We start from the raw sequence: 24,966 nt of genomic DNA on the forward strand, positions 1-24,966 counted from the left end.
GCATGAGCGAAAACCAAACGTACGACTCCAATAACATTAAGGTCCTCAAGGGCCTGGATGCCGTACGCAAGCGGCCTGGCATGTACATCGGCGACACCGATGACGGCAGCGGTCTGCACCATATGGTCTTCGAGGTGGTCGATAACTCCATCGACGAGGCCCTGGCCGGTCATTGCAGTGACATCACCATCACCATCCACCCGGATGAGTCGATCAGTGTGCGTGACAATGGTCGTGGTATTCCGGTCGACATTCACAAGGAAGAAGGCGTTTCTGCTGCTGAGGTCATCATGACCGTGCTGCACGCCGGTGGTAAGTTCGACGACAACAGCTACAAGGTTTCTGGCGGCCTGCACGGTGTTGGTGTTTCGGTAGTCAACGCGCTCTCCAAGGAGCTCGTGTTGACCATCCGTCGCAGCGGCAAGATCTGGGAACAGACCTACGTGCATGGCGTGCCACAAGCCCCAATCGCAGCGGTTGGTGACAGCGATACCACGGGTACGCAGATCCACTTCAAGCCGTCGGCTGACACCTTCGCCAACATTCATTTCAGTTGGGACATTCTGGCCAAGCGCCTGCGCGAACTGTCGTTCTTGAACTCTGGTGTCGGCATTCTTCTGAAGGATGAGCGTACCGCCAAGGAAGAGCTGTTCAAGTACGAGGGTGGCCTGCGTGCATTCGTTGAGTACTTGAACGTCAACAAGACAGCCGTGAACCAGGTGTTTCACTTCTCCGTGCAACGAGATGACGGTGTCGGTGTGGAAGTGGCCCTGCAGTGGAACGACAGCTTCAACGAAAACCTGCTGTGCTTCACCAACAACATTCCTCAGCGTGACGGCGGTACCCACCTGGCTGGCTTCCGTTCTGCGCTGACGCGTAACTTGAACAACTACATCGAGCAGGAAGGCCTGGCCAAAAAGCACAAGATCGCCACCACGGGTGATGACGCCCGTGAAGGTTTGACCGCGATCATTTCGGTCAAGGTGCCAGATCCGAAATTCAGTTCGCAGACCAAGGACAAATTGGTCTCTTCCGAAGTGAAAACCGCGGTCGAGCAGGAAATGGGCAAGTACTTCTCTGACTTCCTGCTGGAAAACCCCAACGAAGCCAAGGCCGTTGTCGGCAAGATGATCGACGCTGCTCGTGCCCGTGAAGCGGCGCGTAAAGCTCGTGAAATGACTCGCCGTAAAGGCGCGCTGGATATTGCCGGCTTGCCAGGCAAACTGGCCGACTGCCAGGAGAAGGACCCTGCCCTTTCCGAACTGTACATTGTGGAGGGTGACTCCGCGGGCGGTTCTGCCAAGCAGGGCCGTAACCGCAAGACCCAGGCGATCCTGCCGCTCAAGGGCAAGATCCTCAACGTCGAGAAAGCACGCTTCGACAAGATGATTTCCTCCCAGGAGGTCGGCACGCTGATCACCGCTCTGGGTTGCGGCATCGGCCGTGAGGAATACAACATCGACAAGCTGCGTTACCACAACATCATCATCATGACCGATGCTGACGTCGACGGTTCGCACATCCGTACCCTGCTGCTGACCTTCTTCTTCCGTCAGCTGCCGGAGCTGGTAGAGCGCGGCTACATCTACATCGCGCAGCCGCCGCTGTACAAGGTCAAGAAGGGCAAACAGGAGCAGTACATCAAGGACGACGAGGCCATGGAGGAATACATGACCCAGTCGGCCCTTGAAGACGCCAGCCTGCATGTCAACGAAAGTGCGCCTGGCCTGTCCGGTGAAGCGCTTGAGCGCCTGGTGAACGACTACCGCCTGGTGATGAAGACCCTCAAGCGCCTTTCGCGCCTGTATCCCATGGAGCTCACCGAGCATTTCGTCTACCTGTCGGGTGTCACCAGCGAATTGATGGCCGACAAGGCTGCGATGGAAAGTTGGCTGACCCTGTTCGACGCTCGCCTGAAAACCATGGAAAAGTCCGGCCTGGCCTACAAGACCAGTCTGCGCGAAGACACCGAGCGCCACCTGTGGCTGCCGGTGGTGGAGCTGATCTCCCACGGCAACTCCAGCTACATCACCTTCAACCGTGATTTCTTCACCAGCAACGATTACAAGACCGTCACCACTCTGGGTGACCAGTTGAACAGCCTGCTCGAAGAAGGTGCCTACGTGCAGCGCGGCGAACGCAAGAAGCCGGTCACCACCTTCAAGGAAGGCCTGACCTGGCTGATGACCGAAAGCACCAAGCGTCACAGCATTCAGCGATACAAAGGTCTCGGTGAGATGAACCCGGATCAGCTCTGGGAAACCACCATGGACCCGGAAGTTCGTCGCATGCTCAAGGTGCGTATCGAAGATGCCATCGCTGCGGATCAGATCTTCAACACCCTGATGGGTGACGAAGTGGAACCACGCCGCGACTTCATCGAGACCAACGCCTTGGCGGTGTCCAACCTCGACGTCTGAGAATTGCATTTGCGATGCACAAAAAACCCGGCTTAAAGCCGGGTTTTTTATTGTTAATCAGCTAGTTATCGATACTTGAGCTTCAAGCCCACCAGTACCGCACCATATGGAAGAACACCGGGGCCGCGAAGCACACCGAATCGAGTCGGTCGAGCATGCCGCCGTGGCCTTCGATCATGTGGCCCCAGTCCTTCACGCCGCGATCGCGCTTGATCGCCGACATCACCAAACCACCGGCGAAGCCGAGCAGGCACACCAGCAAGGCGAACAGGCCGGCCTGCCAGAAGGCGAACGGGGTGATCCAGTACAGCGACGCGCCGATCAGGGTCGCCAGGGCCACGCCACCGAAGAAGCCCTCCACGGTCTTCGACGGCGACAGGTTGGGGGCGATCTTGCGTTTGCCAGCCAGCTTGCCGCAGACGTACTGCAGCACGTCGGATATCTGCACCACGATCACCAGCCAGGCGATCAGCAGCAGGTTGCGGCCCTCGTAACCGGCGATCTGCAGCGTCAGCAGCGCCGGCACGGTGGAGATGCAGTACACGGCGATCATCAGCCCCCACTGCACCTTGGACGTGCGCTCCAGGAAGCGTGTGGTGTCTCCGCCCAGGGACGAAAGGATCGGCAGCAGCAGGAACAGGTAGACCGGAATGAAGATGGCGAACAGACCGTACCAGCCAATGCCGATCAGCAGGTACTGCATCGGCAGCGCGAAGTAGAACGCCGCGACCAGTGCCGGATAGTCGCTGCGCCGGGTCGGCGTCAGGGTCATGAACTCGCGCAGGGCATAGAACGACACGCAGTAGAACAGCACCACCACGCCGATATTGCCGAACAGGAAGGCGAAGCCGATGACCAGCACCATCGCCCACCAGGCATTGATGCGCGCATTGAGGTTGTCGATGACCGGATGTGGACCGGGGCCGGCACGAAATTTCAGCAGCCAGCCGATCAGGCTGGCGAGCAGCAGCAGGGCGCCAATGCCGGCGAACAACAGCAAGGTATTGCGATCCATCTCAAACCTCCTCGGGAGCCAGGGCCAGCAGAGCGTCGCGGGCGCGTTCGAGGAAAGCGTCTTTGCCCTCCTCCTCGCCCAAGCCCAGTGGTGCGCCAAAATTCAGGGTGCACAGCAGCGGTAATGGCAGGGCTCGGCCCTTGGGCATCACCCGATTGAGGTTGGCGATCCATACCGGAATCACTTCCACGTCCGGCCGCGTCTTGGCCAGGTGATAGAGACCTGCCTTGAAGGGCAGCAGGCCGTCCTCGAGGTTGCGTGTGCCTTCCGGGAAGACGATCAACGAGTCGCCCTCTGCCAATGCGTCGAGCATCGACTGCAGTGGGTTGGCATTTGGGTCACTGCGTTGACGGTCCACCAGCACACCATTGAAAACCCGCTGGATCAGGAAGCTGCGCAATGAGCCCTTCATCCAGTAATCCGACCCGGCTACCGGGCGGGTGCGTTTGCGCAATTCGGCAGGTAGCGATGCCCACAGCAGCACGAAGTCACCGTGGCTGCTGTGATTGGCGTAGTAGATGCGCTGTACCGGTTGCGCGGTGCTGCCCAGCCACAAGGCGCGGGCTCCCGTGAGCAGACGCGCACCGGAGGTGATGAGAAAGGCGACCAGTGACGCAAGCATGGACAGCTCCTTATCCGAATCGAATGTGTGAAAGCCAGGGCATCAAGACGATGGCCGCCAGGGCGATGAATACCTGCAGGCCGAGCCACAGGCCCTGAAGTCGCAGCAGACGCAGCGCGCCCTGGCCGCGTTGATCCCAGGAGCGAAAACGCTGATCGGCCTTATGGCCAAGCATGACCAGCGCCTGATCGAGCTCGGCGGTGCGGCGGGCGAGTTGCGTGGGGTCGCCCGACACGTGCGTGAACAGCTCGGCATCCAGCGCCACGCGCAGCGCGTAGTACTTCTGCAGCAGGCCGCAGACCAGCAGAAGTACGCACACTGCACCGCCGGTAGTGAGCGCCATGAAACCGAGCAGCGGCCCCAGGCCGATAACCAGAGCGATCAGGGTCAGGGCGCTGGAGAAACGGTCGAGGGCTTTGCCGCGGCGCAACAGCCCGGCGATCAGTTGCAGGTGCATTTCATCGGTCATGCAAGGCGCCTCCAGCCGTGGCGGCCGGTTGGCTCAAGATGCCCTCCAGCGCCTGTAAATGAGCGTTTCCAAGCACAACCTGGGGGCGAGCCTGGCGAAGCTGTGAAACAGCCTCTGCGACGCTCCTGCAGCGGCCGCTGTGCAGCAGCCAGGCAGCGATAGCGGTGGCGCTGCGCGAGTAGCCCAGCGCGCAGCACACCAGCACCGGCCCGTGCTCGCGCAGATCGTCGATGGCCACCGCGGCCTGCAGGCAGTGCGCAGTGCTCGGGGCGATCAGATCGAGGCAAGCCAGTTCACGGTAGACCTTGCCTTCAACCCGGCACGGTAGTTCGGCACACAGGTCGGCGATAGCGCTGAAGGCCTGCCCTTCTCCCTTGGCTGGAATGCGACCCAACCAGACGCCGTCGGCCACTTCATCGGGTTGCGGATGCTTGCGCGTCCAGGCCCGAGAGTTGATCCAGGCACCCAGCAGATAAGGCGCCAACAACCAGGTGCTGGCAGCGCTGAGGCGGCCGTCGGCACGCTTCTGAAAACCCTGTGCATCGAACAGTGCATAGTTCAGCGCCACCATCAGCAACGAAACCGCCGGCCACAGCAACCACAGAGCGAAGCCGCCGAAGTGGATCGCCAGCGCACTGCACAGCGCTGCACCGAAGGCGTAGCGCAAGGCCAGCCGCCAGCGCTTCGGATCGCGAGCCAGGCGCCAGGCGAACAGTGGGCTGCGCCCCTTGCTGGGCCATAGCCACAGGCACAGGAAGCCGGCGAGCATGCCGGTCGGCACGTCGATGAAATGATGCTGCCAGGTGGTCAGTACCGACAAACTGATCAGAGAGAACCAGACGTGCAGCACGACACGCCATACACCAGCCGCCGAATGGGCAAAGCAGGCCCAGAGCACCACCAGCAGGGTGATGTGCAGCGAGGGTGCCTGATTGAAGGGTTTGTCGAAGCCCATCAGTACGTCGAACATCAGCCCGAACAGGCCATCCAGCGCCGGACGGTCGAAGGTGAAGCGCAGCGGCCAGAGCAGGAAGCAGGTGATGCAGATCACTTGCGCGGTCAGCAAACGCAAGCCGAGCCTGTCCACTGCACCACGGGTGGCCGGTAGCAGGAAGGCCAGGCCGTAGAGCAGATCGATCGACCAGTAGGGAATGATCGTCCAGGGCCACAGGGGAATCTGCCGCTCCCAGGCGAATACCAGGCTGCCGACGTCATCGCGCTGCCCGGTGAACCAGTTGGCGAAGCCATAGGTGCCGAAGAACAGTGGCGCGAGCAGTAGCAGCCAGAGGACGCCGCGCTTCCATAACCCGCTTTCGCGGATGACCGCGGCGGGCGTCATCAAGACACCCGCTGCGCCAGGGACACGCTGAAGATGCCCCACTCGTCGACACGTTGAGTCAGCTTGCGAAAGCCTGCCGCTTCGACCAACTGATCCATTTCCGCCTGGCTGCGCCGACGCATCACCCACGCCTCGCCGCCACGGTGGCTGGTCAGCGCGCGAGCGATCAGCTCCAGTTGCGGGTGCCACGGCTGACCGGTATAGATCAGGTAGCCGCCCTCTTCCACGGCTGCCGCCAGACCCGCCAGCGAGTCGCCGACCATCTGGTTGCTGCCGAACAACTCATAGAGGCCGGAGACCACTGCCAGCGTCGGCTTCGGATCCAGCGCAGCCAGGTCGGCCTTGTCGAAGGCATCGCCCTTGACGAAGTGGGCGATGCTGCCCAGGCCCTTCTGCTCGATCAGCGCGGCACCGTCGCGCACGTTGATGTCGCTGTAGTCGCGCAGCAGGATCGAGTCGGGCTTGTCGGTACCCTGCTCCAGCGCTTCAAGGATGTAGCGGCCGTGGCCTGCAGCGATATCGACGATGCGTACCTGGCGCGCTTGCTCACGCAATTTGCCCATGGCCAGGCGCAGCAGTTCTTCGGCGTGCACCTTGCGTTGACGGATACCCCGCCAGCCGATGGAGTTCAGGTAGTTGCGATCGATCAGTCGGCCCACTGGCGAGCTGCCGGTGGGCGTATTGCGGTAAACGTAATCCAGGGTACTGCCGGAATCGAAGCCGGTGTCGAAACCCAGCTTCACGCCCGCAGAAACACTGCTGCCAAGCCGCATGCTGGCCCGCGTGGCGCGCCAGTAGAGATCGCGCAGTGAGTTCTTCGGCAGCGGTGCAGCCAGTTCTTCCGCCTCGGCGCAGCTCCAGCCGAGGCGGTCGGCGTCCAGCAGTGAGGGTCGCTGCAGCGGCTGCTCGAAGGCTTTCAGTACGAAGCGGCGAATGCGGGTCAGTGCGTGGGCACGGTCACGCTCGCCCAGGGTGTCATGGAAGAACCCGGGCAGGCTGTGCATTTCTTTGTCCAGGCTGCCCAGGCGCTCGAAGAACTGCTCCTGGGGCTTGCGGTGCACCACGAAATCGCTGCCGGAGATCAGCAACTGGGTGGGGATCTGGATCGCCTGAGCGTCGGCGACCACGCGCTCGGCAGCCTCGTACAGGCCCAGCAGCATGTTCACCGAGATCGGCCGGCTGATCAGCGGGTCCTGTTCGAAGGACGCTATGCGCTGCGGATCGTGGCTGAGGTACTTGGCCTTCACGTAGCTGTTGACGAAAAAATTGCCACGCCAGGCGCGCATGAGCTTCAACCCGGGCCGTGCGAACGGTACGTACAGCTTGACCTTGAAGGCGGGTGAGGCGAGCACCAGTGCGCGGATCTTCGGTGCGTAGTCATGCGCCCAGGTGGCGATGATCACCGCACCGACGCTTTGCGCCAGTACCACCATGTCCGCGGTATCGATGCCGTGAGCACTGGCGATGTGATCGATGAAGGTCTGCACGTCGCGCACACTGGTGGCGAAGCTTGGGCTATCGCCCCGTGCACCCGGTGATTCACCGTGACCGCGAGCGTCCCAGGCGAAGAAATCGAAACCCTGCAGGCCCAGCTCCTCGACCAGGTGGGCCATGCGCCCGCCATGTTCGTGGCCGCGGTGGAACATGACGACAGCACGACGCGGCGTGTCGGGCTGTGCATCTGCAGCAGGCCAGTGCCGGTAGAACAGGCTGACGCCGTCATGGGTCGTGAAGGTATTGGAGCGGACTTCATTCATTGGAGCATCCCTATTCCACAGTGGGGGAAGCCGCTTGCGCCAGACCTTGGCGTACGCGGTTGTAGAGCGTGTACAGCAGCAGCGCGGTGATGACCGCGAGAATCGGGTTTATCCAGCTCAGCGGCAGCAGCGCGGTAGCTACACCAGCGCCGAGCACGCCAAAGCAGAAGGCGCGGTCGCTTTTGCCCATCGGCCCGTCGTAGCGCCGTGAAGCGCCCACCATGGGCCCCATGACGCCGGCGTACTCGCTGATCAGCGCGGCGATGACCAACAGCACCACCAGCACGGGAGACACGCCGGGCAATAGCGCGAAAGGCAGGAACAGCGCGGCATCGGCGATCACGTCGCAGAGTTCGTTGAGGTAAGCGCCGAGTGTGGATTGCTGGCCGAACTCACGGGCCAGCATGCCGTCCACCGCATTGAGCGCCATCCGCAGCAGCATCCACAGCGGGATCAGCGCGAACAGCCAGAGGTGGTCGGGAAAAAAGGCGAGCAGCAGACCTATCAGCACCGACACGGCGGCAGCGCTCAACGTGACCTGATTGGCTGTCACGCCACGGTCGAAGAGGCGCTGAACCAATGGGCGCAGCAGGTTCTGGAAGCGAGGTTTGAGCTGATAAATCGAAAGCATGTTTGGAACTCCCTTCCGCCATCTTTCTGTATGTGGCCGAACGCCAGCTTAGCCGGTCGGGCACCCACAAGCGATACGCCAACGTGATCATTGTCATGTTGCCGCATGAAAACTTATGCCCAATTTATCGACATTTCAGGTACCGATAAAAGTCCATTTTTATCAGTACCTTGAGAGGACTATTTAGATTTTACGGTAAAACGTTCAACAGGTTATCCACAGATCGTGACGACTCAGGCGAGATCGTTGGCCGTCTCTACGGCAGTGCTCTGTGGATCGAGAGCACCGAGTTCCTGTTGCGCCTGGCTGACCCATGCGAAAGCGCGGTCGTTGAGGTTGGCGATCGCTCGCGGGCCTTCGCCCTCGGCAAACAGCGGCGGGCCGAATACCACCTGCACCGTACCCGGCTTCTTGCCCCAGCCCTCTTTCGGCCAAAACTGGCCAGCGTTGTGGGCGACGGGCAGCACCGGTAGCTTGCTGTTAACCGCCAGCGCCGTACCACCTCGGGAAAACTTGCCGATCTGGCCGTCCGGAATCCGTGTGCCCTCAGGGAAGACCAGCACCCAGGCGCCCTGCTCCAGACGTGCGCGACCCTGGCTGGCGAGCTGTTTGAGGGCCGCCTTGGGGTTGCTGCGGTCGATGGCGATTGGCTTGAGCATGGCCATCGCCCAGCCGAAGAACGGCACGTACAGCAACTCGCGCTTGACCACCTGGCTCAGTGGCTCGAAGTAGGCGCACAGGAAAAAGGTTTCCCAGGTGCTCTGGTGCTTGGCAAGGATCACGCAGGGTTGGTCGGGAATGTTCTCCTGGCCCTTGATCTCGTAGCGAATGCCGGCGACCACCTTGGCCAGCCATACGGCGCAGCGGCACCAGTTCTGCACCACGAACCGGTAGCGTGCCCGGAACGGCAGGAAGGGTGCGACGAACACGCTGATGATGCACCAGACGAACGAGCTGGAGGACAGCAACAGATAGAAGAGGAAGGTTCTGAAGAACTGCACTGTCGACATGTGAGCAATTACCGTTGCAGGCCTGGCCTGCGCTATCAAGTGAGAAGCTGAGCAGCGACCGCTGCCAGATCATCGAATACCAGGGTTCCCGCTGGCAATGCTTTGGCCAGGGTGCGTTGACCCTTGCCGGTTTTCACCAGCACGGGCTGACAATCGACGGCCAGTGCCGTTTGCAGGTCACTGCCGCTGTCGCCGACGAACCAGATTCCGCTCAGTGGTACGCCATAGTGCTCGGCGATCTGGCGCAGCATGCCGGGCTTCGGCTTGCGGCAATCGCAGCCATCATCCGGACCATGCGGGCACTGCACGATCAGGCCGACTTCACCGCCCTGCTCCGCCACCAGATCGCGCAGCCGCGTGTGCATGGCCTCCAGCACGGCCAGCGGGTAGTAACCGCGGGCGATACCGGATTGGTTGGTCGCCACCGCCACCGTCCAGCCCGCCTTGCTCAGGCGAGCGATGGCCTCGATGGAGCCCGCTATCGGGATCCACTCGTCGAGGCTTTTGATATACGCATCGGAGTCATGATTGATGACGCCGTCGCGGTCGAGAATGATCAGCTTCATAGCTGCAAGCTCCAAGCCTCAAGCTGCAGGCCAAAGCCGCTACGTGCAGCTTGTGGCTTGCAGCTTGCGGCTGCTCTAGCCCAGCACGGAGATATCGGCGACACCCAGGAACAGCCCGCGCAGACGCGCCAGCAGCGCATAGCGATTGGCACGTACCTTGGGGTCTTCGGCGTTGACCAGCACCGCTTCGAAGAAGCTGTCCACCGGCTTGCGCAGCGACGCCAGCTGCGCCAGTGCTTCGCGATACTGGCGCTCTCGCGCCAGTGGCTGCACAGCGTTGTCGGCCTGCTGAATGGCCGCGTTGAGGGTGAACTCGGCTGGCGTATCGAAGTAATGCGCCTCGATGCTCTTGGCGATCTGCCCGTCGGCCTTGCTCAGCAGGTTCGACACACGCTTGTTGGCCGCGGCCAGGGCCTCGGCCTCCGGCAGCTGGCGGAAGGCCTGAACGGCCTGCACGCGCTGATCGAAGTCCAACGGCGACTGAGGGTTTACCGCACGAACGGCCTGGTACACGGAGACATCCACGCCTTCGTCTTCATAACGCGCACGCAGGCGGTCGAAGATGAAGTCCAGCACCTGTGGCGCCAGGCCCTGTGCCTTGACCTTGCCGCCAAACTGGCGGATGGCGAAGTCGACGGTGGCACCCAGATCCAGATCGAGACCCTTCTCGATGAGAATGCGCAGCACGCCCAGTGCCGCCCGGCGCAGGGCGTAGGGGTCCTTGCTGCCGGTGGGCAGCATGCCGATACCGAAGATACCGACCAGCGTGTCCAGCTTGTCCGCCAGCGCCACGGCGGCACCGGTCAGCGTGCTCGGCAGTTCGGCACCGGCACCGCGCGGCATGTACTGCTCGTTCAGCGCCAGGGCAACGTCCTGTGGCTCGCCGTCGTTCAGCGCGTAGTAGTAACCGGCGATACCCTGCATCTCCGGGAACTCGCCGACCATTTCACTGGCCAGGTCGCACTTGCTCAGCAAACCGGCGCGGGCACCACGGCGGGCGTCGCCACCGATGCGCTCGGCGATGAAGCCGGCCAGGGCCGAGACACGCTGGGCCTTGTCATAGACGGTGCCGAGCTGGGCCTGGAAGACCACGTTGGCGAGACGCGTGTTGAAGCTTTCCAGCTTCTGTTTCTTGTCCTGCTTGAAGAAGAACTCGGCATCGGTGAGACGCGGGCGCACCACCTTCTCGTTGCCGGAGATGATCTGCGCCGGATCCTTGCTTTCGACGTTGGCCACGGTGATGAAGCGCGGCAGCAGCTTGCCGTTGGCGTCCAGCAGGCAGAAGTACTTCTGGTTGTCCTGCATGGTGGTGATCAGGGCTTCCTGCGGTACTTCCAGGAAACGCTCTTCGAAAGAGCAGACCAGCGGTACCGGCCACTCGACCAGCGCACTGACTTCCTCGAGCAGTGCTGGTGGCACGATGGCCGTGCCCTGCTGCTCGGCAGCCAACTGGTCGACGCGCTTGGCGATCAGCTGACGACGCTCGCTGGCATCGGCGATCACATAGGCGGCACGCAGTTCCTGGGCGTACATGGCCGGGGCCGAGATACGCACCTCGTGGTTGGCATGGAAGCGATGCCCGCGGGACACGCGCCCAGCCTTCTGGGCGAGGATTTCGCAATCGATCACCTGGTCACCGAACAGCATCACCAGCCACTGGCTCGGGCGGACGAATTCGGTCTTGCGCGCGCCCCAGCGCATGCGCTTGGGAATCGGCAGTTCGTTCAGCGAGTTTTCCACGATGCCCGGCAGCAGCCCGGCGGCGCCCTGCCCCGGGATGTGCTGGCTGAACTTCAGCTTCGGCCCGCTCTGATCGATGGCGTCCAGCTCGACGCCACACTTCTTGGCGAAGCCCAGGGCGGCCTGGGTCGGGTTACCGTCGGCGTCGAAGGCGGCCTGCAGCGGCGGGCCGTCGAGATTGACGGTGCGATCCGGCTGCTGGGTGGCAAGCTGTTCGACCAGCACCGCGAGGCGGCGCGGCGCGGCATACATGCGCGCGCTGTTGTAGCTCAGGCCAGCGGCCTTGAGGCCCTTTTCAACGCCGGCAAGAAAGGCATCGCCGAGGTTCTTCAGGGCTTTGGGTGGCAGCTCTTCGGTGCCCAGTTCAACGAGAAAATCGAGCGCACTCATTCTGCTGCCTCCAGCTTGGCCAGTACTTCATCACGCAGATCGGGGGCGGCGAGCGGGAAGCCCAGGCGGCGTCGGGCCTGCAGATAACTCTGCGCCACGGCGCGGGCCAGGGTGCGCACGCGCAGGATGTACTGCTGGCGCGCGGTCACCGAAATGGCGCGGCGGGCGTCGAGCAGGTTGAAGGTATGGGAGGCCTTGAGCACCATCTCGTAGGTCGGCAGTGGCAGCTCCAGTGCGATCAGGCGATTGGCTTCGCTCTCGTAGAAATCGAACAGCTCGAACAGCTTCTCGACGTTGGCGTGTTCGAAGTTGTAGGTCGACTGTTCCACTTCGTTCTGGTGGAACACGTCGCCGTAGGTCACCTTGCCGAACTGGCCGTCCGTCCACACCAGATCGTAGACCGAGTCGACGCCCTGCAGGTACATGGCCAGGCGCTCGAGCCCGTAGGTGATCTCACCCGTGACCGGGTAGCACTCGATGCCACCAACCTGCTGGAAATAGGTGAACTGGGTGACTTCCATGCCGTTGAGCCAGATTTCCCAGCCCAGACCCCAGGCGCCCAGGGTCGGCGATTCCCAGTTGTCTTCGACGAAACGGATGTCATGCACCAGCGGATCGATGCCGATGGCCTTCAGCGAGCCCAGGTACAGCTCCTGGAAGTTCTCCGGGTTCGGCTTGAGCACCACCTGGAACTGGTAGTAGTGCTGCAGACGGTTGGGGTTCTCCCCATAACGACCGTCGGCCGGGCGGCGCGATGGCTGCACGTAAGCGGCATTCCAGGTTTCCGGGCCGATGGCACGCAGAAAGGTGGCAGTGTGGAAGGTACCGGCGCCCACTTCCATATCGTAGGGTTGCAATACCACACAGCCTTGCTCGGCCCAGTATTGTTGCAGGGCGAGGATCAAGTCCTGGAAGGTGCGCACGGCAGGCGTTGTCTGGCTCACGAAAAATTCACCTGTTGGGGCTGCGACAGAAAGCCGGAGAGTATACCCGAAGCAAGGCGCAGCCCGCATGCTGCGCCGTCTCTACTGACCGACTTGCGTGCGCGACGGTGGTGCGTTGGCCACATCGGCTACGACCCCATGAAATATCCTGTCAATAATAATCACTCGCGTTAAAATGCCGGTTTTTCTGCGCTCGTCCGTCTTTATGGAGATGGGGATGAGCTCCGCCTACTCGCATGCAGATGCTCGAATCGTCTTGCAGAGCGGCATCGTTTATCTACGGAAAGCCACGGTGTCAGGCCTGCGTCGCACGCAGAGCCGACCGTGTTCATGACAATAAACAGGGTGTGTCGATGAAAGAGGGATTTCGCCAGTCCATGGCCTGGCTGCATACCTGGACGGGGCTGGTGGTGGGCTGGGTGCTGTTTTTCGTGTTCGTGACCGGCACCGCCGGTTACGTGGACGATGAAATCACCCGCTGGATGGAGCCCGAGCGGCCGCTGCAGGTACGCGTCGAAGGCGTGGAACGCAGCGCAATGCTCGAGCGCGGCCTCAAGCGCCTGGAGCAGGTCGCCAGCAACGCCAAGAGCTGGACCATCACCCTGCCGCACACTTCGCTGCGTCCGCGTGGCGAGCAGGGTCTGGCGATCGCCTGGGAAGACCTGCCCGAGCGTGGCCACGATTTCGGCCGCCGCGGCCGTGAAGAGCTGAACGCCGAAACCGGCCTGCCGCGCCAGGAAGTCGAGCCGCGCGCCACCGGTGGCGGTGCCGCCCTCTACGAGATGCACTACATACTGCATTACATGCCCTACAACGTGGGCATCACCATCGTCGGCGTGTGCACCATGCTGATGCTGCTGGCGATTCTCACCGGAGTCATCACCCACAAGAAGATCTTCAAGGACTTCTTCACCTTCCGCCCTGGCAAGGGGCAGCGCTCCTGGCTGGACGCGCACAACGTGATCAGCGTGATGGCGCTGCCGTTCTTCCTGATGATCACCTACAGCGGCCTGGTCTTCTTCGTCTTCAACTACATGCCGGCAGGGGTCGCGGCGGTATATGGCACCGGCAACCTGCAGCAGCGCGCGCTGTTCGATGACCTCTTTGCCCGTGACAAGCGCGAGCATCTGCCCGCCAGCCGGCCGCAAGCCTCGCTCGAAGAACTGGTGCAGCGCGCCGAAGCGCAATGGCCCGAGCGCGGCGTGTCGAGCCTGACCATCAGCCAGGTGAAGGGCGAGCCGGCGCGTGTCGACGTGCAGCGGATCATCGGCGACTCGGTCAACGTTTATGACCCGGTGATGCTGAGCTTCGCCGCTGCCGATGGCCAGCCTACGCTCTACCCGGACAAGACCCATGGCGCCGGCAAGACCCACCGCATGCTGATCGGCCTGCACGAGGGGTTGTTCGCCGACTGGTGGCTGCGCTGGCTGTACCTGATCGCCGGCCTGCTCGGCTGCGGGATGATCGGTACCGGGCTGGTGCTGTGGACGGTCAAGCGGCGTAATCAGCACCTCAAGCGCAATGATGGTGCGGCACTGTTCGACGCCTACGGCCTGCGCCTCGTGGAAGTGCTCAATGCCGGTACCCTGGTCGGCCTGCCGGTGGCGGTGGCCGCCTACTTCTGGGCCAACCGGCTGTTGCCGGTGGGCATGGGGGATCGTGCGGACTGGGAGATGCACTGCCTGTTCCTGACCTGGGGCTGGCTGTTCCTCTATGCTTCGCTGCGGCCGCTGAAGAAGGCCTGGCTGGAGATGGCCTGGATGGCCGTGGCGGCCTACGGGCTGGTTCCCGTGATCAACGGCCTGACCACCGACCGCCATCTGGGCGTGACCCTCGTCGAGGGTGACTGGGTGCTGGCCGGGTTCGATCTGAGCATGTTCGGCCTGGCGGCGCTGTTCGCCTATGGCGCCATGAAGATTCGTCGTCGCTGGCTGAAGGCCGATGCGGCTGCTGCGTTGTCGGGCAAGGAGGCGCTGGCATGAAAGAAGGTTCGATGGCGCGTTATCGCTGGTTGGTCGCCTCGCGCGTGTTGGCTGCTGCACTGGGTGGCTATGCCCTGACCTCCGCGCTGACCGTCTTGTTGTCGCTCGTCTGGCCGCTGCCGAAAAGCCAGGCCGTGCTGGCTGCCACGATGCTCAGCTTTACCCTGTATGCCGGTGCGGTGATCTGGGTGTTCAGCGTGCGCAGCGTGACCCGCGCCTGGCTGGGCATGCTGATCCCCACCGCGGTGATCGCGCTGCTGTGCTGGGTGCTGCAATCGGGAGGTCCGGCATGACCCTGAACCTCTCCATTCTGCTCGCCAGCCTGGGTGGGTTCATCGCCCTGGCGCTGGCCATGGACAAGCACTGCAAGCACCTGCTGCGCCGGGTACTGTCGCCGTTTTGGTTGCGTGCTTTGCGTATCGCAGGCTGGTCGCTGCTGGCCCTGGCATTGGGCCTGAGCCTCAGTCGGTGGGGCGTGAGTGTCGGTGCGGCGGCCTGGCTGGGCTGGTTGTCGGTCGCCGGGATCGTGCTGGTTTTCTACCTGCCGAAGTGGCCCTGGCAGCCGTCGCCGGGTAAGGCCGCGCCGCGTCGCGAGAAGAAACCTGCGCTGGTCGAGAACCTCGTGGCGCAGCCGGTCGAGCGCCTGCACTGGATGCGTCGTGGAGCCACCGGCGTGTTGCTGCTGGTGCCCCTGGCGGTGCTCGGCCTGTTACTGACCGCTTCGCCAAAGCCGCTACACAGCGACGATGCCGTGCAGGGCCAGGTCGGCCCCTGGGCGTTCACCCTGGCCGAGGCGCAGCGCAAGGCACCGCATCGGGTACTGGGCACGCCATTCAAGGCCTTCGAAGTACGCTTTTGCGAAACCTGTGATGACCAGATACGCGCGGCCTATCTGAAGATCCGCAAGCCACGTTCACTGCGTGCCGCGGGCCTGGTGTTCTCTGGCAACCGCTGGGATCGCTGGGTGGAAATCCAGATTCCCGCCAAGGCCACACTCAGCGATCAGCTGTGGCTGACCGTGGAAGGCAAGGACGGCAGCGTGCATCACGCGGCGGTGGACATCGACAAAGTGTCGCCCGAGCTGGCGGCGTTTCTCGAACGCGAATCCTGAGTGACGGATGTGTAGGGGCCTATAGTTCCCACGCTCTGCGTGGGCATTCATCCTGTGGCGCTCCGCGCCACGATTTGCGAACTCGGATAACGATGTACGGACGCAGAGCGTCCTGCCAATGCATTACCACGCAGAGCGTGGGAACGATCAACTGCTTCCCGGGTTTCGCTGCGCTCTACCCAGGCTACGAGAGTCGGCGCTGGCTCACTCGTAATCGATCCCCGGTTATAGTCTGCCCTCGCCCATCGCCGAGCCGATTGCCATGCCCCGCTGTTTCTGGTGTAACGACGACCCGCTCTATCAGGCTTATCACGACCAGGAATGGGGCGTGCCGTCCCGCGACCCACAGCACCTGTTCGAGATGCTGCTGCTCGAAGGCGCCCAGGCCGGATTGTCGTGGATCACGGTGCTGAAGAAGCGCGAGCGCTACCGCGAAGTCCTGTTCGGTTTCGATGCCGAACGGCTGGCGGCGATGAGCGACGCCCATATCGAAACCCTGATGCAGGATCCCGGCATCATCCGCAATCGTCTCAAGCTGCAGGCCGCGCGCAAGAACGCCCAGGCCTGGTTGCGCCTCGACGATCCGGTGACGCTGCTCTGGTCGTTCGTCGGCGGCCAGCCGAAAATCAATCACTTCGACGGCCGCGGCGACGTGCCGGCGGTCACCCCCGAAGCCGAGGCCATGAGCAAGGCGCTGAAAAAGGCCGGCTTCACTTTCGTCGGCCCGACCATCTGCTATGCCTTCATGCAGGCCACCGGCATGGTCATGGACCACACCCGCGATTGTGATCGCTACGCAGAGCTGCAACAGGAGGCACGCCCTTGAGTACCACCATCGACACCCTGGAACAACTGCAGGCGCTGTACGGCCAAGCCCACGAGCGGTCGTTGCGCAAGGAAATCCCCTACCTCAGCGAGCCCTATCAGGCACTGGTCGCTGCGTCGCCCTTCGTGGTGCTTGGTACCCATGGCCCGGATGGGCTGGATTGCTCGCCCCGTGGCGATGCGCCGGGCTTCGTGCGGGTCGTCGATGAGCGCACCCTGCTGCTGCCGGATCGCCCGGGCAACAACCGCATCGACAGCCTGCGCAATATCGTCCACGACCCCCACGTGGCGCTGCTGTTCCTGATTCCCGGGGTTGGCGAGAGCTTCCGGGTCAATGGCCGTGCCAGCATTTCCGTCGATCCCGCCCTGCTGGAACGTTGCAGCGCACAGGGCAAGCTGCCGCGCAGCGTGCTGCGTATCAGCGTCGACACCTGCTATTTCCAGTGTTCCAAGGCGGCGGTGCGCTCCGGGCTGTGGGATGCCGAGCGCCATGTCGAGCGCTCCAGCCTGCCGTCGGCGGGCGACATCCTCAAGGCGGTCATGGACCCGCAATTCGATGCGCAGGCCTATGAGCGCGAGTTGCAGGAACGCCTGAAAACCATGCTCTACTGAACGTTTCCTCGTTTCTGCACGTGTATGTAACAGTCACGCGACCCCTCAGCCGGTTACAATGCGCTCCCTTTTTGGATGGGAGCAGCTTGTGGAAAAGCTCAAAGGCGCGCTGGTGGTCGGTTCCCTGCGCTTGTTCGCCCTGTTGCCATGGCGAGCCGTGCAGTCGCTTGGCGCGATGATCGGCTGGTTGATGTGGAAGCTGCCATCGGGCTCGCGCGATGTGGTGCGCATCAACCTGGCCAAGTGTTTCCCTGAACTGACTGCCGCCGAGCACGACAAGCTGGTCGGCCGCAGCCTGATGGACATTGGTCGCACACTGACCGAAAGCGCCTGCGCCTGGGTCTGGCCGGCGCACAAGTCGCTGGCCCGCGTGCGTGAGGTCGAAGGCCTGGAAGTGCTCGAAGCCGCCCTCGCCTCCGGCAAGGGCGTGGTTGGCATCACCAGCCATCTGGGCAATTGGGAAGTGCTCAACCACTTCTACTGTTCGCAGTGCAAACCGATCATTTTCTACCGTCCGCCAAAGCTCAAGGCCGTGGATGATCTGCTCCGTGAGCAGCGCGTGCAGCTGGGCAACCGCGTGGCACCGTCGACCAAGGAAGGCATCCTCAGCGTCATCAAGGAAGTGCGCAAGGGCGGTGCCGTGGGCATCCCCGCGGACCCCGAGCCGAGCCTGTCGTCCGGCATGTTCGTGCCCTTCTGCGGCACCGTGGCGCTGACCAGCAAGTTCGTGCCGGGCATGCTCGCCGGTGGCAAAGCGGTAGGCGTGTTCCTGCATGCGCTGCGTCTGGAAGACGGCTCCGGTTACAAGGTGATCCTGGAAGCCGCGCCGGAAGGCATGTACAGCGAAGACACCTACACCGCCGTGGCGGCCATGAGCGCCGTGGTAGAGAAATACGTGCGTGCCTACCCGAGCCAGTACATGTGGAGCATGAAACGCTTCAAGAAGCGCCCCGAAGGTGAGGAGCGCTGGTACTGAAATCCACGGCGCCTCGCAACGAGGCGCCGGTGGGCTGGGCGTAAGCGGAAAATTGAGTTATTAACAGGGCAAATCTTTTCGCACGAGGCTGTTCAGGACATGTCCGCCAACCAGCGCCAGTATCCCCGTACACCGATGAAGTGCCGCATCAAGATCTGCCATCCGAGCTTCGGTGAACGGGTTGCTCAGACCCGCGATCTTTCCGATGGTGGCGTGTACGTCCGGCATGAGGACCTGGCAGCTCTGGAGCTGGGTACACGAGTGACCGGCCAGGTGCAGGACATGCCCTTCGAAGCACCGATCCTGGAAATGGAAGTGATGCGCGTCGATCCCGATGGGGTCGGGCTGCGCTTCATCCGCGACTGACAGCTTGGCTGCTGCAACTTCCTGGCGTGCCCACCTTTGCGTGGGCACGCTGCTTTTCATGGCTGTCGAATGAGTCGTGGCGTTTTTTCATCGCGGAGTGCGGGTTTTCCCCGAGTTATCCGTCTTTGTAGATGAACCACCACTTTTTTTGCCCGGCGCTGGTGCCGGGCCTCTCGTTCAATTCCGTGAAAAGGAGTTCCCATGACCCCGATCCGTTGCCGCCACGCGGCTTCCCTGGCCCTGCTGGTGGGCTGCAGCCTGGCCCTGCCCTTCGCCCAGGCCGAGTACCTGTGGATCGAGCGTGGCCCTGCTCCGCAAGCCAAGGCTTATCTGAGTGATTTCCAGCCAACGGAGCAACTGAGCCTCGGCAAGCTGCTGGAAGCGAGTACCCGTCAGGCCGACGGCAAGGCCGCCGCGCTGCATGCCAGTGGCGATGCTTACCCGATCGTCGACGACGGCCAGGGGGATCTGCGCGTCAGTGCCAAGCTGCCGGAAGGCGACAAGCTGGTGATCTACGAAGCCAAGGCCGGGCGCAGCGAAACCAAGGCGGTCAATGACCTGGAACTGGTGCCGACCGAGCCCAACGGCAACGCCTTCGAACTGCACTGGAAAGGCACCGTGGTATCGGCCTCGCAGGTCAATGTGTACACCTCCGAGCAATGGACGCGAACCCTCAAGCCCAATGCCGAGGGCATCGTGACCCTCGACCCCTCCTTCCCCGCTCGCTACGTGCTGGAAGTGACCGCCCAGGTCAACGGCGCCGCCACCGTCGACGGCAAGCGCTACGACAGCGTGGTACACGTGGCGACCCTGTCGTTCGAGGTCCCGCGCCACTAAGGTTGCGCTGCTGCCTGCAGCGCAACGGTGGCAGGCAGCAGCGAGGCTGGGCTAGAGCTTGGCTTTGACCGCTTGCAGCGCATCGCCACCGTCTCGGGTGGTTACACCGTCGAGCCAGCCATCGAGCACTTCAGGGTTGGCCTTGATCCAGGTCTTGATGGCCGTGGCGTTGGCGACCTTCCCGTTCAGCACCTGGTCCATGATGGTGTTCTCCATGTCCTGGGTGAACTTCAGGTTGGTCAGCAGCTTGCCGACGTTCGGGCACTCGGCCACGTAGCCCTTGCGCGCCAGGGTGTTGACCGAGCCGGTGCTGCCGAAGAATTTCTCGCCGCCCTTGAGGTACTGCATGTCGTACTGGATGTTCATCGGGTGCGGTGTCCAGCCGAGAAAGACCACGAACTGGCCACGCTTCTCGGCCCTGCCGACCTGCACCAGCATGGCCTGCTCGCTCGACTCGACCAGTTCCCAGTCGCCAAGATCGAACTCGTTGTTGGCGATCATCTGGCGGATGTAGTCGTTGGCCGGTGAGCCCGAGCCGATGCCGTAGATTTTCTTGCCGAAGCGCGCGGCGAATTTGTTCAGGTCCTTGAAGTCCTGCACGCCCTCTTCGTAGGCATAGGTCGGTACCGCCAGGGTGTACTCGGTGCCACCGAGGTTCTCCACCACCTTGTCGACCTGGCCGCTGGTGACGTAGCGCTCGTAGTCGTGCTGCCCGGCCGGCATCCAGTTGCCGAGGAATACATCGACCTGCCCCTTCTGCAATCCGGCGAAGATGATCGGCACCGCCAGGGTACGGGTCTGCGGCTTGTAGCCAAGGCCGTCGAGCAGCAGGCTGGCGATGCCGTTGGTAACCGCGATGTCGCTCCAGCCCGGATCGGCAAGGCTGACGGTGGCGCACTTGGCGTCTTCCGCCATGCTGTGGAAGCTGGCGCTCATGGCCAGCAGGCTGACGGCGATCACGGTCTTCAGGGGCTTCATCGGCATCGTCCTTTTGCATAGGGAGCCCTAACCCTAGGGCTGTCAGCACGGCAGCGCAAGGCAATTGGCGCTGAAAATCGGCAAGGCTGTATCGATCCTCTGGGTTCATTCAGCAGCTGGACAGCAGGCTCCGTGCATACTGATAAACAGCACGACCGCTGGTCGAGGGATCGGCGAAAAGATTGAACTTGCCGTCGATTTCGCTTGTCCGTCCTGCGGGACGAGCGGAGTGCCCCCTCTCTATTTCATCAATGTTACAAGTGGCTGATTTCAGGAAAGGATTCACGGCGGCTTGGGTATCTTCAAGGTCATCACGTTGAATAAATTTTTCCTGTCTCTGTTTCTCGGTGGCGCCCTGTGCTGCGCCGCCGTCGGTAATGCCTCCGCCAGTTTTCGCGTTCACCTGCAGGACGGTAGCAGCCGCGTGGTGCCACCGACCAAGGTCGAGCACACGCCGGCGCAAAGCGTGGTCAAGCGAGCCATGAGCACCTTGGGCACGCCTTACCGCTGGGGCGGTAGCAGCCCGGAGCGTGGTTTCGACTGCAGCGGCCTGGTCAACTATGCGTTCAAGAAGGTCGATGACCTGGAACTGCCGCGTACCTCCCGTGCCCTGTCCCGGGTCGATGGCCCCAAGGTGGCCAAGGGCGATCTGGAACCTGGCGACCTGCTGTTCTTCCGCATTCGCGGGCGCAGCGTCGATCACGTGGCCATCTACCTGGGTAACGACCGCTTCATCCACGCGCCACGGCGCGGCAGCAACGTGCGTATCGACAAGCTCAGCGACGGCTACTGGAAAAAGCATTTCCAGCTGGCTCGCCGGGTGATGCCGGAAGAAACCCAGCTGGCCAGCAACGGCTGACGGAGTCGGCGAAACGACTGTTGTAAGGCGATAGCAGCCGTTCGGTTTGGTGGGCTGAAGCCCACCCTACAGCTGAGTAGTGGAAGTAGAAGCTCGGTCTACATTCTGTGGGAGCGGGCCATGCCCGCGAAAAAACCGCGGGCATGGCCCGCTCCCACAGGTACTGCACCGATGACCGCTATCGCCTTCAAGTCGGCACCGATGAAGCCGTCTGCCATCCGCCGGCGGGCTGTCCTGGTGCCGGTGCAGGCGGTACACTGCGCGCCGCTCGTGGCCATGTCGGTCGCGGCAATGGGTTCCCTAACCCCATTCCACGAAAAAGGACATGCCATGACCCTGCTTCCCGCATCGGTCAGCCGCGCCGTATTGGCTGCGCTGATCGCGTTTCACATCCTCATCATCATCGCCAGCAACTACCTGGTGCAGCTGCCGATCACCCTTTTCGGCTGGCACACCACCTGGGGCGCGTTCAGCTTTCCATTCATCTTCCTGGCGACCGACCTGACCGTCAGGCTGATCGGCAAGCACGCCGCACGGGTGGTGATCGCCCGGGTGATGGTGCCGGCACTGGTCGCGTCCTATATCGTCTCGGTGCTGTTCCACGAGGGCGCATTCGGTGGCGTGGCGGCCCTCGGCGAATTCAACCTGTTCGTGTTCCGCATCGCCCTGGCCAGCTTCCTGGCCTACGTGCTTGGGCAACTGCTCGATATTCAGGTGTTCGACCGCCTGCGCAGGCTGAAGCACTGGTGGGTCGCTCCGGCAGCCTCCAGCGTGTTCGGCCAGGCCATGGATACCCTGGCGTTCTTCTCCATCGCCTTCTGGCAGAGCAGTGACCCCTTCATGGCGGCCAACTGGGTGGAGATCGCCGTGGTCGACTACGTGATCAAGCTGGCGGTCAGCCTGATCCTGTTCGTGCCGCTGTATGGCGTGCTGCTTGGCGCCATCGTGAAGAGGCTGCCGCAGCGTACCGTGGTGAACTGAACCATCATCAGACGAAAACGCCGGAGCCCCTCAGGGTGTCCGGCGTTTTTCGTTGCGACGTTGATGACTTAGCGCGTAGGCATGGCCACCGGCAACGCCTGCAGGCGCGACAGATGCAGGGCCACGGCCAGGGACACCAGCAGCAGCGAGCCGATGAACAGGCCCAGGCCGTCCCAGCCGCCAGCCTGCCAGAACACGCCGCCCAGAGTGCCGGCAACGCTGGAGCCCAGGTAGTAGCAGAACAGGTACAGCGATGAGGCCTGGCCCTTGGCCTGGGTGGCGCGGCGGCCGATCCAGCTGCTCGACACCGAGTGGGCGCCGAAGAAGCCGAAGGTGAACAGCAGCATGCCGACCAGAATCACCGGCAACACGTCGAACAGGGTCAGCACCAGACCCGCCAGCATCAGGCCGATCACCGCCCAGAGCACCTTGCGACGGCCCAGTTTGTCGGCCAGAGCGCCGATCTGCGCGGAGCTGTAGATACCCGACAGATAAACCACCGAGAGCAGGCCGATACTGGTCTGGTCGAGTTTGAACGGTGCTTCGATCAGGCGGTACCCGATGTAGTTGAACATCGTCACGAAGGCGCCCATCAGCAGGAAACCCTGCAGGAACAGCCACGGCAGGCCGGCATCGCGGAATTGCAGGGTGTAGCCCTGCAGCAGGCTGCGCGGGCGCAACGAGCGAGGACGGAAGTTGCGGGATTCGGGCAGCAGGCGCCAAAACAGCGCACCGGCCAGCAGGCCCAGGCCGCCGAGCGTGCCCAGCACGGCGTGCCAGGACATGAAGTCCACCAGTACGCCGCTGAGCAGACGGCCACTCATGCCGCCGATGGCGTTGCCGCCGATATATACGCCCATGGCCAGGCCCAGGTGCAGCGGGTCGATTTCCTCGCTCAGGTAGCTCATGGCCACGGCGGCCAGGCCGCTGAGGGCCAGGCCGACCAGTGCGCGCATCACCAGCACGCCTTCCCAGGTCGGCATCAGCGCGCTGCCGACGGTGAACACGGCAGCGGCGAGCAGCGAGACGACCATCACCGGCTTGCGCCCGAGTGCGTCGGACAGTGGCCCGGTTATCAACAGGCCGACGGCCAGGGTGATGGTGGAAACCGACAGGATCAGGCTGCTTTGCGCGGCGCTGAGCTCGAACTGCTGCGCCAGCATCGGCATCATCGGCTGCACGCAATAGAGCAGGGCGAAGGTGGCGAAACCACCGGAGCACATGGCGAGAATGGTGCGCAGGAAGGCGCGGGTGCCTTTCTGGATATAAACAGGCTCTGCGGCGAGGCTGCGGGGGGCTGGCTGCTCACTGCTGGCGGGCACGCACTCGTTGGGCGCGTGTGGAACGGGCTGACTCATTACGACCTCTTGAAAACTCGATTCCCAGGCGAAACGCTGCCGTATGCACTGGCGGATGCCAGCATGGCTTGGTTTTTTGTAATTGGGAATGTTCACAAGGATAAATAGGCGAGCAAGTTCTTTCCAATATAATATTCGACACGATCGATATGTTTTACGACCTATGGAGAATTCATGGAGCTGCGCCATCTGCGTTACTTCGTGGCCGTCGCCGAAGAGCTGCATTTCGGCCGCGCCGCCGAGCTGCTGGGCATTTCCCAGCCACCGCTGAGCCAGCAGATACAGGCGCTGGAACAGGAACTCGGGGTGCGTCTGTTCGAGCGCAGCAACCGCCATGTGGCGCTCACCGATGCTGGGCGACTGTTCCTCGAGGAGACCCGGCAGACCCTGGCCCAGGTCAGCAAGTCGGTGGATGTGGTGCGCCGCGCCGAACAGGGCGAGATCGGCGAGTTGCAGATCGGCTTCACCGCATCGGCGCCGTTCGTGTCGATCATCCCGCGGGCGGTGTTCGCCTTTCGCCAGGCGTTTCCGGCGGTGCACCTCAACCTGCAGGAAATGACCAGCCGCCAGGTCAGCCAGGCGCTGCTGGAAAAGAAACTGCAGATCGGCATGATTCGCCCGCTGGAGCTGCCCGCCGAGCTGGACGCCGTGGAGCTGCTCAGCGAGCCGCTGGTGGCGCTGCTGCATGCTGGCCATCCGCTGGCCGGCGAGCAGGATCGGGGGCTGGCCCTGGCCGAACTGGCTGATGAGCCTTTCGTGTACTTTCCACGCAATTACGGCTCAGGTCTGTATGGCCAGTTCTTCAACCTGGCCCGGCAGGCCGGCTTCACCCCGCGGGTCACTCAGGAGGCTCACGAAGCGCTGACCATCATCGGCCTGGTGGCCGCGGGCCTCGGGGTGTCCGTGCTACCGGCCTCGTTCCGGCGCATCCGCATCGACGGCGTGGTGTTCCGCACCCTGATGGATGCCGATGCCACCACCGCGGTATGGCTGGTCAAGCGGCGCCAGGAACGCTCGCCGCTGGCGCAGGCCTTTATCGATCTGCTGACTCGGGAAGTGCAGGCGCGCAAATAGATGGGGCTCAATGGCTTTCGGTAGCCCGGGTAGAGCGCCGCGGCATCCGGGAACGAGTACCTGGGTATCGCTGCCCTCAACCCAGGCTACGGGCTGGAGGCTGC

24 protein-coding genes are annotated in these 24,966 nt (G+C 62.8%); 12 read left to right on the forward strand and 12 right to left on the reverse strand.

Going from position 1 to position 24,966, the window contains the following annotated elements:
- The first annotated feature begins 2 nt into the window (after positions 1–2).
- On the forward strand, positions 3–2,420 hold the full coding sequence (gyrB, locus tag ACT9T4_RS20870; protein ID WP_042556063.1) for a DNA topoisomerase (ATP-hydrolyzing) subunit B: 2,418 nt from the start codon (positions 3–5) through the stop codon (positions 2,418–2,420).
- Positions 2,421–2,502: 82 nt separating this feature from the next.
- Here the strand turns inward: gyrB and ACT9T4_RS20875 are convergent, their stop codons facing one another.
- The 10 genes from ACT9T4_RS20875 to glyQ all read right to left on the reverse strand — a co-directional run bounded on the left by ACT9T4_RS20875 (position 2,503) and on the right by glyQ (position 12,903).
- Complete coding sequence (locus ACT9T4_RS20875) at positions 2,503–3,435, reverse strand: phosphatidate cytidylyltransferase (protein ID WP_179539435.1); 933 nt, start codon at positions 3,433–3,435, stop codon at positions 2,503–2,505.
- Position 3,436: 1 nt separating this feature from the next.
- Positions 3,437–4,057, reverse strand: coding sequence for a lysophospholipid acyltransferase family protein (locus ACT9T4_RS20880; protein WP_499118756.1), 621 nt, complete (start codon positions 4,055–4,057; stop codon positions 3,437–3,439).
- A 10-nt stretch (positions 4,058–4,067) separates the two neighbouring features.
- Entirely contained in the window at positions 4,068–4,526 is a 459-nt protein-coding gene (locus ACT9T4_RS20885) for a hypothetical protein (protein WP_499118757.1), read from the reverse strand.
- On the reverse strand, positions 4,516–5,865 hold the full coding sequence (locus ACT9T4_RS20890; protein ID WP_499118759.1) for a phosphatase PAP2/dual specificity phosphatase family protein: 1,350 nt from the start codon (positions 5,863–5,865) through the stop codon (positions 4,516–4,518). The genes ACT9T4_RS20885 and ACT9T4_RS20890 overlap by 11 nt, the downstream gene beginning before the upstream one ends.
- Positions 5,865–7,622 (reverse strand): bifunctional alpha/beta hydrolase/class I SAM-dependent methyltransferase, encoded by a 1,758-nt coding sequence (locus ACT9T4_RS20895; RefSeq protein WP_499118761.1) that lies wholly within the window; start codon positions 7,620–7,622, stop codon positions 5,865–5,867. Before ACT9T4_RS20895 ends, ACT9T4_RS20890 begins: the two co-directional genes overlap by 1 nt.
- Positions 7,623–7,632: 10 nt before the next feature.
- Positions 7,633–8,253, reverse strand: coding sequence for a CDP-alcohol phosphatidyltransferase family protein (locus ACT9T4_RS20900; RefSeq protein WP_042556057.1), 621 nt, complete (start codon positions 8,251–8,253; stop codon positions 7,633–7,635).
- Between the two features lie 233 nt (positions 8,254–8,486).
- Entirely contained in the window at positions 8,487–9,263 is a 777-nt protein-coding gene (locus ACT9T4_RS20905) for a lysophospholipid acyltransferase family protein (protein WP_042556056.1), read from the reverse strand.
- Between the two features lie 35 nt (positions 9,264–9,298).
- Positions 9,299–9,829: a D-glycero-beta-D-manno-heptose 1,7-bisphosphate 7-phosphatase gene (gmhB, locus tag ACT9T4_RS20910; protein ID WP_042556055.1), complete on the reverse strand. Its 531-nt coding sequence runs from the start codon at positions 9,827–9,829 to the stop codon at positions 9,299–9,301.
- Between the two features lie 75 nt (positions 9,830–9,904).
- Positions 9,905–11,959 (reverse strand): glycine--tRNA ligase subunit beta, encoded by a 2,055-nt coding sequence (gene glyS / locus ACT9T4_RS20915; RefSeq protein ID WP_499118764.1) that lies wholly within the window; start codon positions 11,957–11,959, stop codon positions 9,905–9,907.
- Complete coding sequence (gene glyQ / locus ACT9T4_RS20920; RefSeq protein WP_042556053.1) at positions 11,956–12,903, reverse strand: glycine--tRNA ligase subunit alpha; 948 nt, start codon at positions 12,901–12,903, stop codon at positions 11,956–11,958. The genes glyS and glyQ overlap by 4 nt, the downstream gene beginning before the upstream one ends.
- Positions 12,904–13,256: 353 nt before the next feature.
- Here glyQ and ACT9T4_RS20925 point away from each other — a divergent pair, with 353 nt between their 5' ends.
- The 8 genes from ACT9T4_RS20925 to ACT9T4_RS20960 all read left to right on the forward strand — a co-directional run bounded on the left by ACT9T4_RS20925 (position 13,257) and on the right by ACT9T4_RS20960 (position 19,612).
- Positions 13,257–14,885 (forward strand): PepSY-associated TM helix domain-containing protein, encoded by a 1,629-nt coding sequence (locus ACT9T4_RS20925; protein WP_042556052.1) that lies wholly within the window; start codon positions 13,257–13,259, stop codon positions 14,883–14,885.
- Positions 14,882–15,178 (forward strand): DUF3649 domain-containing protein, encoded by a 297-nt coding sequence (locus ACT9T4_RS20930; RefSeq protein ID WP_042556051.1) that lies wholly within the window; start codon positions 14,882–14,884, stop codon positions 15,176–15,178. The genes ACT9T4_RS20925 and ACT9T4_RS20930 overlap by 4 nt, the downstream gene beginning before the upstream one ends.
- Entirely contained in the window at positions 15,175–15,996 is an 822-nt protein-coding gene (locus tag ACT9T4_RS20935) for a DUF3325 domain-containing protein (RefSeq protein ID WP_499118766.1), read from the forward strand. Before ACT9T4_RS20930 ends, ACT9T4_RS20935 begins: the two co-directional genes overlap by 4 nt.
- Positions 15,997–16,258: 262 nt before the next feature.
- On the forward strand, positions 16,259–16,822 hold the full coding sequence (locus ACT9T4_RS20940; protein ID WP_499118768.1) for a DNA-3-methyladenine glycosylase I: 564 nt from the start codon (positions 16,259–16,261) through the stop codon (positions 16,820–16,822).
- Positions 16,819–17,433: a pyridoxamine 5'-phosphate oxidase family protein gene (locus ACT9T4_RS20945; RefSeq protein WP_042556048.1), complete on the forward strand. Its 615-nt coding sequence runs from the start codon at positions 16,819–16,821 to the stop codon at positions 17,431–17,433. Before ACT9T4_RS20940 ends, ACT9T4_RS20945 begins: the two co-directional genes overlap by 4 nt.
- 88 nt (positions 17,434–17,521) lie before the next feature.
- Positions 17,522–18,409, forward strand: a complete 888-nt coding sequence (locus ACT9T4_RS20950; protein ID WP_042556047.1) for a lysophospholipid acyltransferase — start codon at positions 17,522–17,524, stop codon at positions 18,407–18,409.
- A 99-nt stretch (positions 18,410–18,508) separates the two neighbouring features.
- Positions 18,509–18,775, forward strand: coding sequence for a PilZ domain-containing protein (locus ACT9T4_RS20955; RefSeq protein ID WP_042556046.1), 267 nt, complete (start codon positions 18,509–18,511; stop codon positions 18,773–18,775).
- 201 nt (positions 18,776–18,976) lie between these two features.
- Positions 18,977–19,612, forward strand: a complete 636-nt coding sequence (locus ACT9T4_RS20960; RefSeq protein WP_042556045.1) for a hypothetical protein — start codon at positions 18,977–18,979, stop codon at positions 19,610–19,612.
- 51 nt (positions 19,613–19,663) lie between these two features.
- Here the strand turns inward: ACT9T4_RS20960 and choX are convergent, their stop codons facing one another.
- Entirely contained in the window at positions 19,664–20,548 is an 885-nt protein-coding gene (gene choX, locus ACT9T4_RS20965; protein ID WP_257027147.1) for a choline ABC transporter substrate-binding protein, read from the reverse strand.
- 397 nt (positions 20,549–20,945) lie between these two features.
- Between choX and ACT9T4_RS20970 the strand changes: the two genes are divergently transcribed.
- Both ACT9T4_RS20970 and ACT9T4_RS20975 read left to right on the forward strand, forming a co-directional pair.
- Positions 20,946–21,449 (forward strand): C40 family peptidase, encoded by a 504-nt coding sequence (locus ACT9T4_RS20970; RefSeq protein ID WP_499118780.1) that lies wholly within the window; start codon positions 20,946–20,948, stop codon positions 21,447–21,449.
- Between the two features lie 330 nt (positions 21,450–21,779).
- Positions 21,780–22,430, forward strand: coding sequence for a 7-cyano-7-deazaguanine/7-aminomethyl-7-deazaguanine transporter (locus ACT9T4_RS20975; RefSeq protein ID WP_042556042.1), 651 nt, complete (start codon positions 21,780–21,782; stop codon positions 22,428–22,430).
- Between the two features lie 68 nt (positions 22,431–22,498).
- Here the strand turns inward: ACT9T4_RS20975 and ACT9T4_RS20980 are convergent, their stop codons facing one another.
- Positions 22,499–23,788, reverse strand: coding sequence for an MFS transporter (locus ACT9T4_RS20980; RefSeq protein ID WP_499118771.1), 1,290 nt, complete (start codon positions 23,786–23,788; stop codon positions 22,499–22,501).
- Positions 23,789–23,962: 174 nt separating this feature from the next.
- Between ACT9T4_RS20980 and ACT9T4_RS20985 the strand changes: the two genes are divergently transcribed.
- Positions 23,963–24,862: a LysR family transcriptional regulator gene (locus ACT9T4_RS20985; protein WP_042556040.1), complete on the forward strand. Its 900-nt coding sequence runs from the start codon at positions 23,963–23,965 to the stop codon at positions 24,860–24,862.
- The last annotated feature ends 104 nt before the right edge of the window (positions 24,863–24,966 follow it).

Source organism: Pseudomonas sp. SZ40 (assembly GCF_052958135.1).

Bases quoted from the DNA above. Each gene is read 5' to 3' on its own strand.
- gyrB (WP_042556063.1), top strand. From the start codon at position 3: ATGAGCGAAAACCAAACGTACGACTCCAATAACATTAAGGTCCTCAAG.
- ACT9T4_RS20875 (WP_179539435.1), bottom strand. From the start codon at position 3,435: ATGGATCGCAATACCTTGCTGTTGTTCGCCGGCATTGGCGCCCTGCTG.
- ACT9T4_RS20880 (WP_499118756.1), bottom strand. From the start codon at position 4,057: ATGCTTGCGTCACTGGTCGCCTTTCTCATCACCTCCGGTGCGCGTCTG.
- ACT9T4_RS20885 (WP_499118757.1), bottom strand. From the start codon at position 4,526: ATGACCGATGAAATGCACCTGCAACTGATCGCCGGGCTGTTGCGCCGC.
- ACT9T4_RS20890 (WP_499118759.1), bottom strand. From the start codon at position 5,865: ATGACGCCCGCCGCGGTCATCCGCGAAAGCGGGTTATGGAAGCGCGGC.
- ACT9T4_RS20895 (WP_499118761.1), bottom strand. From the start codon at position 7,622: ATGAATGAAGTCCGCTCCAATACCTTCACGACCCATGACGGCGTCAGC.
- ACT9T4_RS20900 (WP_042556057.1), bottom strand. From the start codon at position 8,253: ATGCTTTCGATTTATCAGCTCAAACCTCGCTTCCAGAACCTGCTGCGC.
- ACT9T4_RS20905 (WP_042556056.1), bottom strand. From the start codon at position 9,263: ATGTCGACAGTGCAGTTCTTCAGAACCTTCCTCTTCTATCTGTTGCTG.
- gmhB (WP_042556055.1), bottom strand. From the start codon at position 9,829: ATGAAGCTGATCATTCTCGACCGCGACGGCGTCATCAATCATGACTCC.
- glyS (WP_499118764.1), bottom strand. From the start codon at position 11,959: ATGAGTGCGCTCGATTTTCTCGTTGAACTGGGCACCGAAGAGCTGCCA.
- ACT9T4_RS20925 (WP_042556052.1), top strand. From the start codon at position 13,257: ATGAAAGAGGGATTTCGCCAGTCCATGGCCTGGCTGCATACCTGGACG.
- ACT9T4_RS20930 (WP_042556051.1), top strand. From the start codon at position 14,882: ATGAAAGAAGGTTCGATGGCGCGTTATCGCTGGTTGGTCGCCTCGCGC.
- ACT9T4_RS20935 (WP_499118766.1), top strand. From the start codon at position 15,175: ATGACCCTGAACCTCTCCATTCTGCTCGCCAGCCTGGGTGGGTTCATC.
- ACT9T4_RS20940 (WP_499118768.1), top strand. From the start codon at position 16,259: ATGCCCCGCTGTTTCTGGTGTAACGACGACCCGCTCTATCAGGCTTAT.
- ACT9T4_RS20955 (WP_042556046.1), top strand. From the start codon at position 18,509: ATGTCCGCCAACCAGCGCCAGTATCCCCGTACACCGATGAAGTGCCGC.
- ACT9T4_RS20960 (WP_042556045.1), top strand. From the start codon at position 18,977: ATGACCCCGATCCGTTGCCGCCACGCGGCTTCCCTGGCCCTGCTGGTG.
- choX (WP_257027147.1), bottom strand. From the start codon at position 20,548: ATGAGCGCCAGCTTCCACAGCATGGCGGAAGACGCCAAGTGCGCCACC.
- ACT9T4_RS20975 (WP_042556042.1), top strand. From the start codon at position 21,780: ATGACCCTGCTTCCCGCATCGGTCAGCCGCGCCGTATTGGCTGCGCTG.
- ACT9T4_RS20980 (WP_499118771.1), bottom strand. From the start codon at position 23,788: ATGAGTCAGCCCGTTCCACACGCGCCCAACGAGTGCGTGCCCGCCAGC.
- ACT9T4_RS20985 (WP_042556040.1), top strand. From the start codon at position 23,963: ATGGAGCTGCGCCATCTGCGTTACTTCGTGGCCGTCGCCGAAGAGCTG.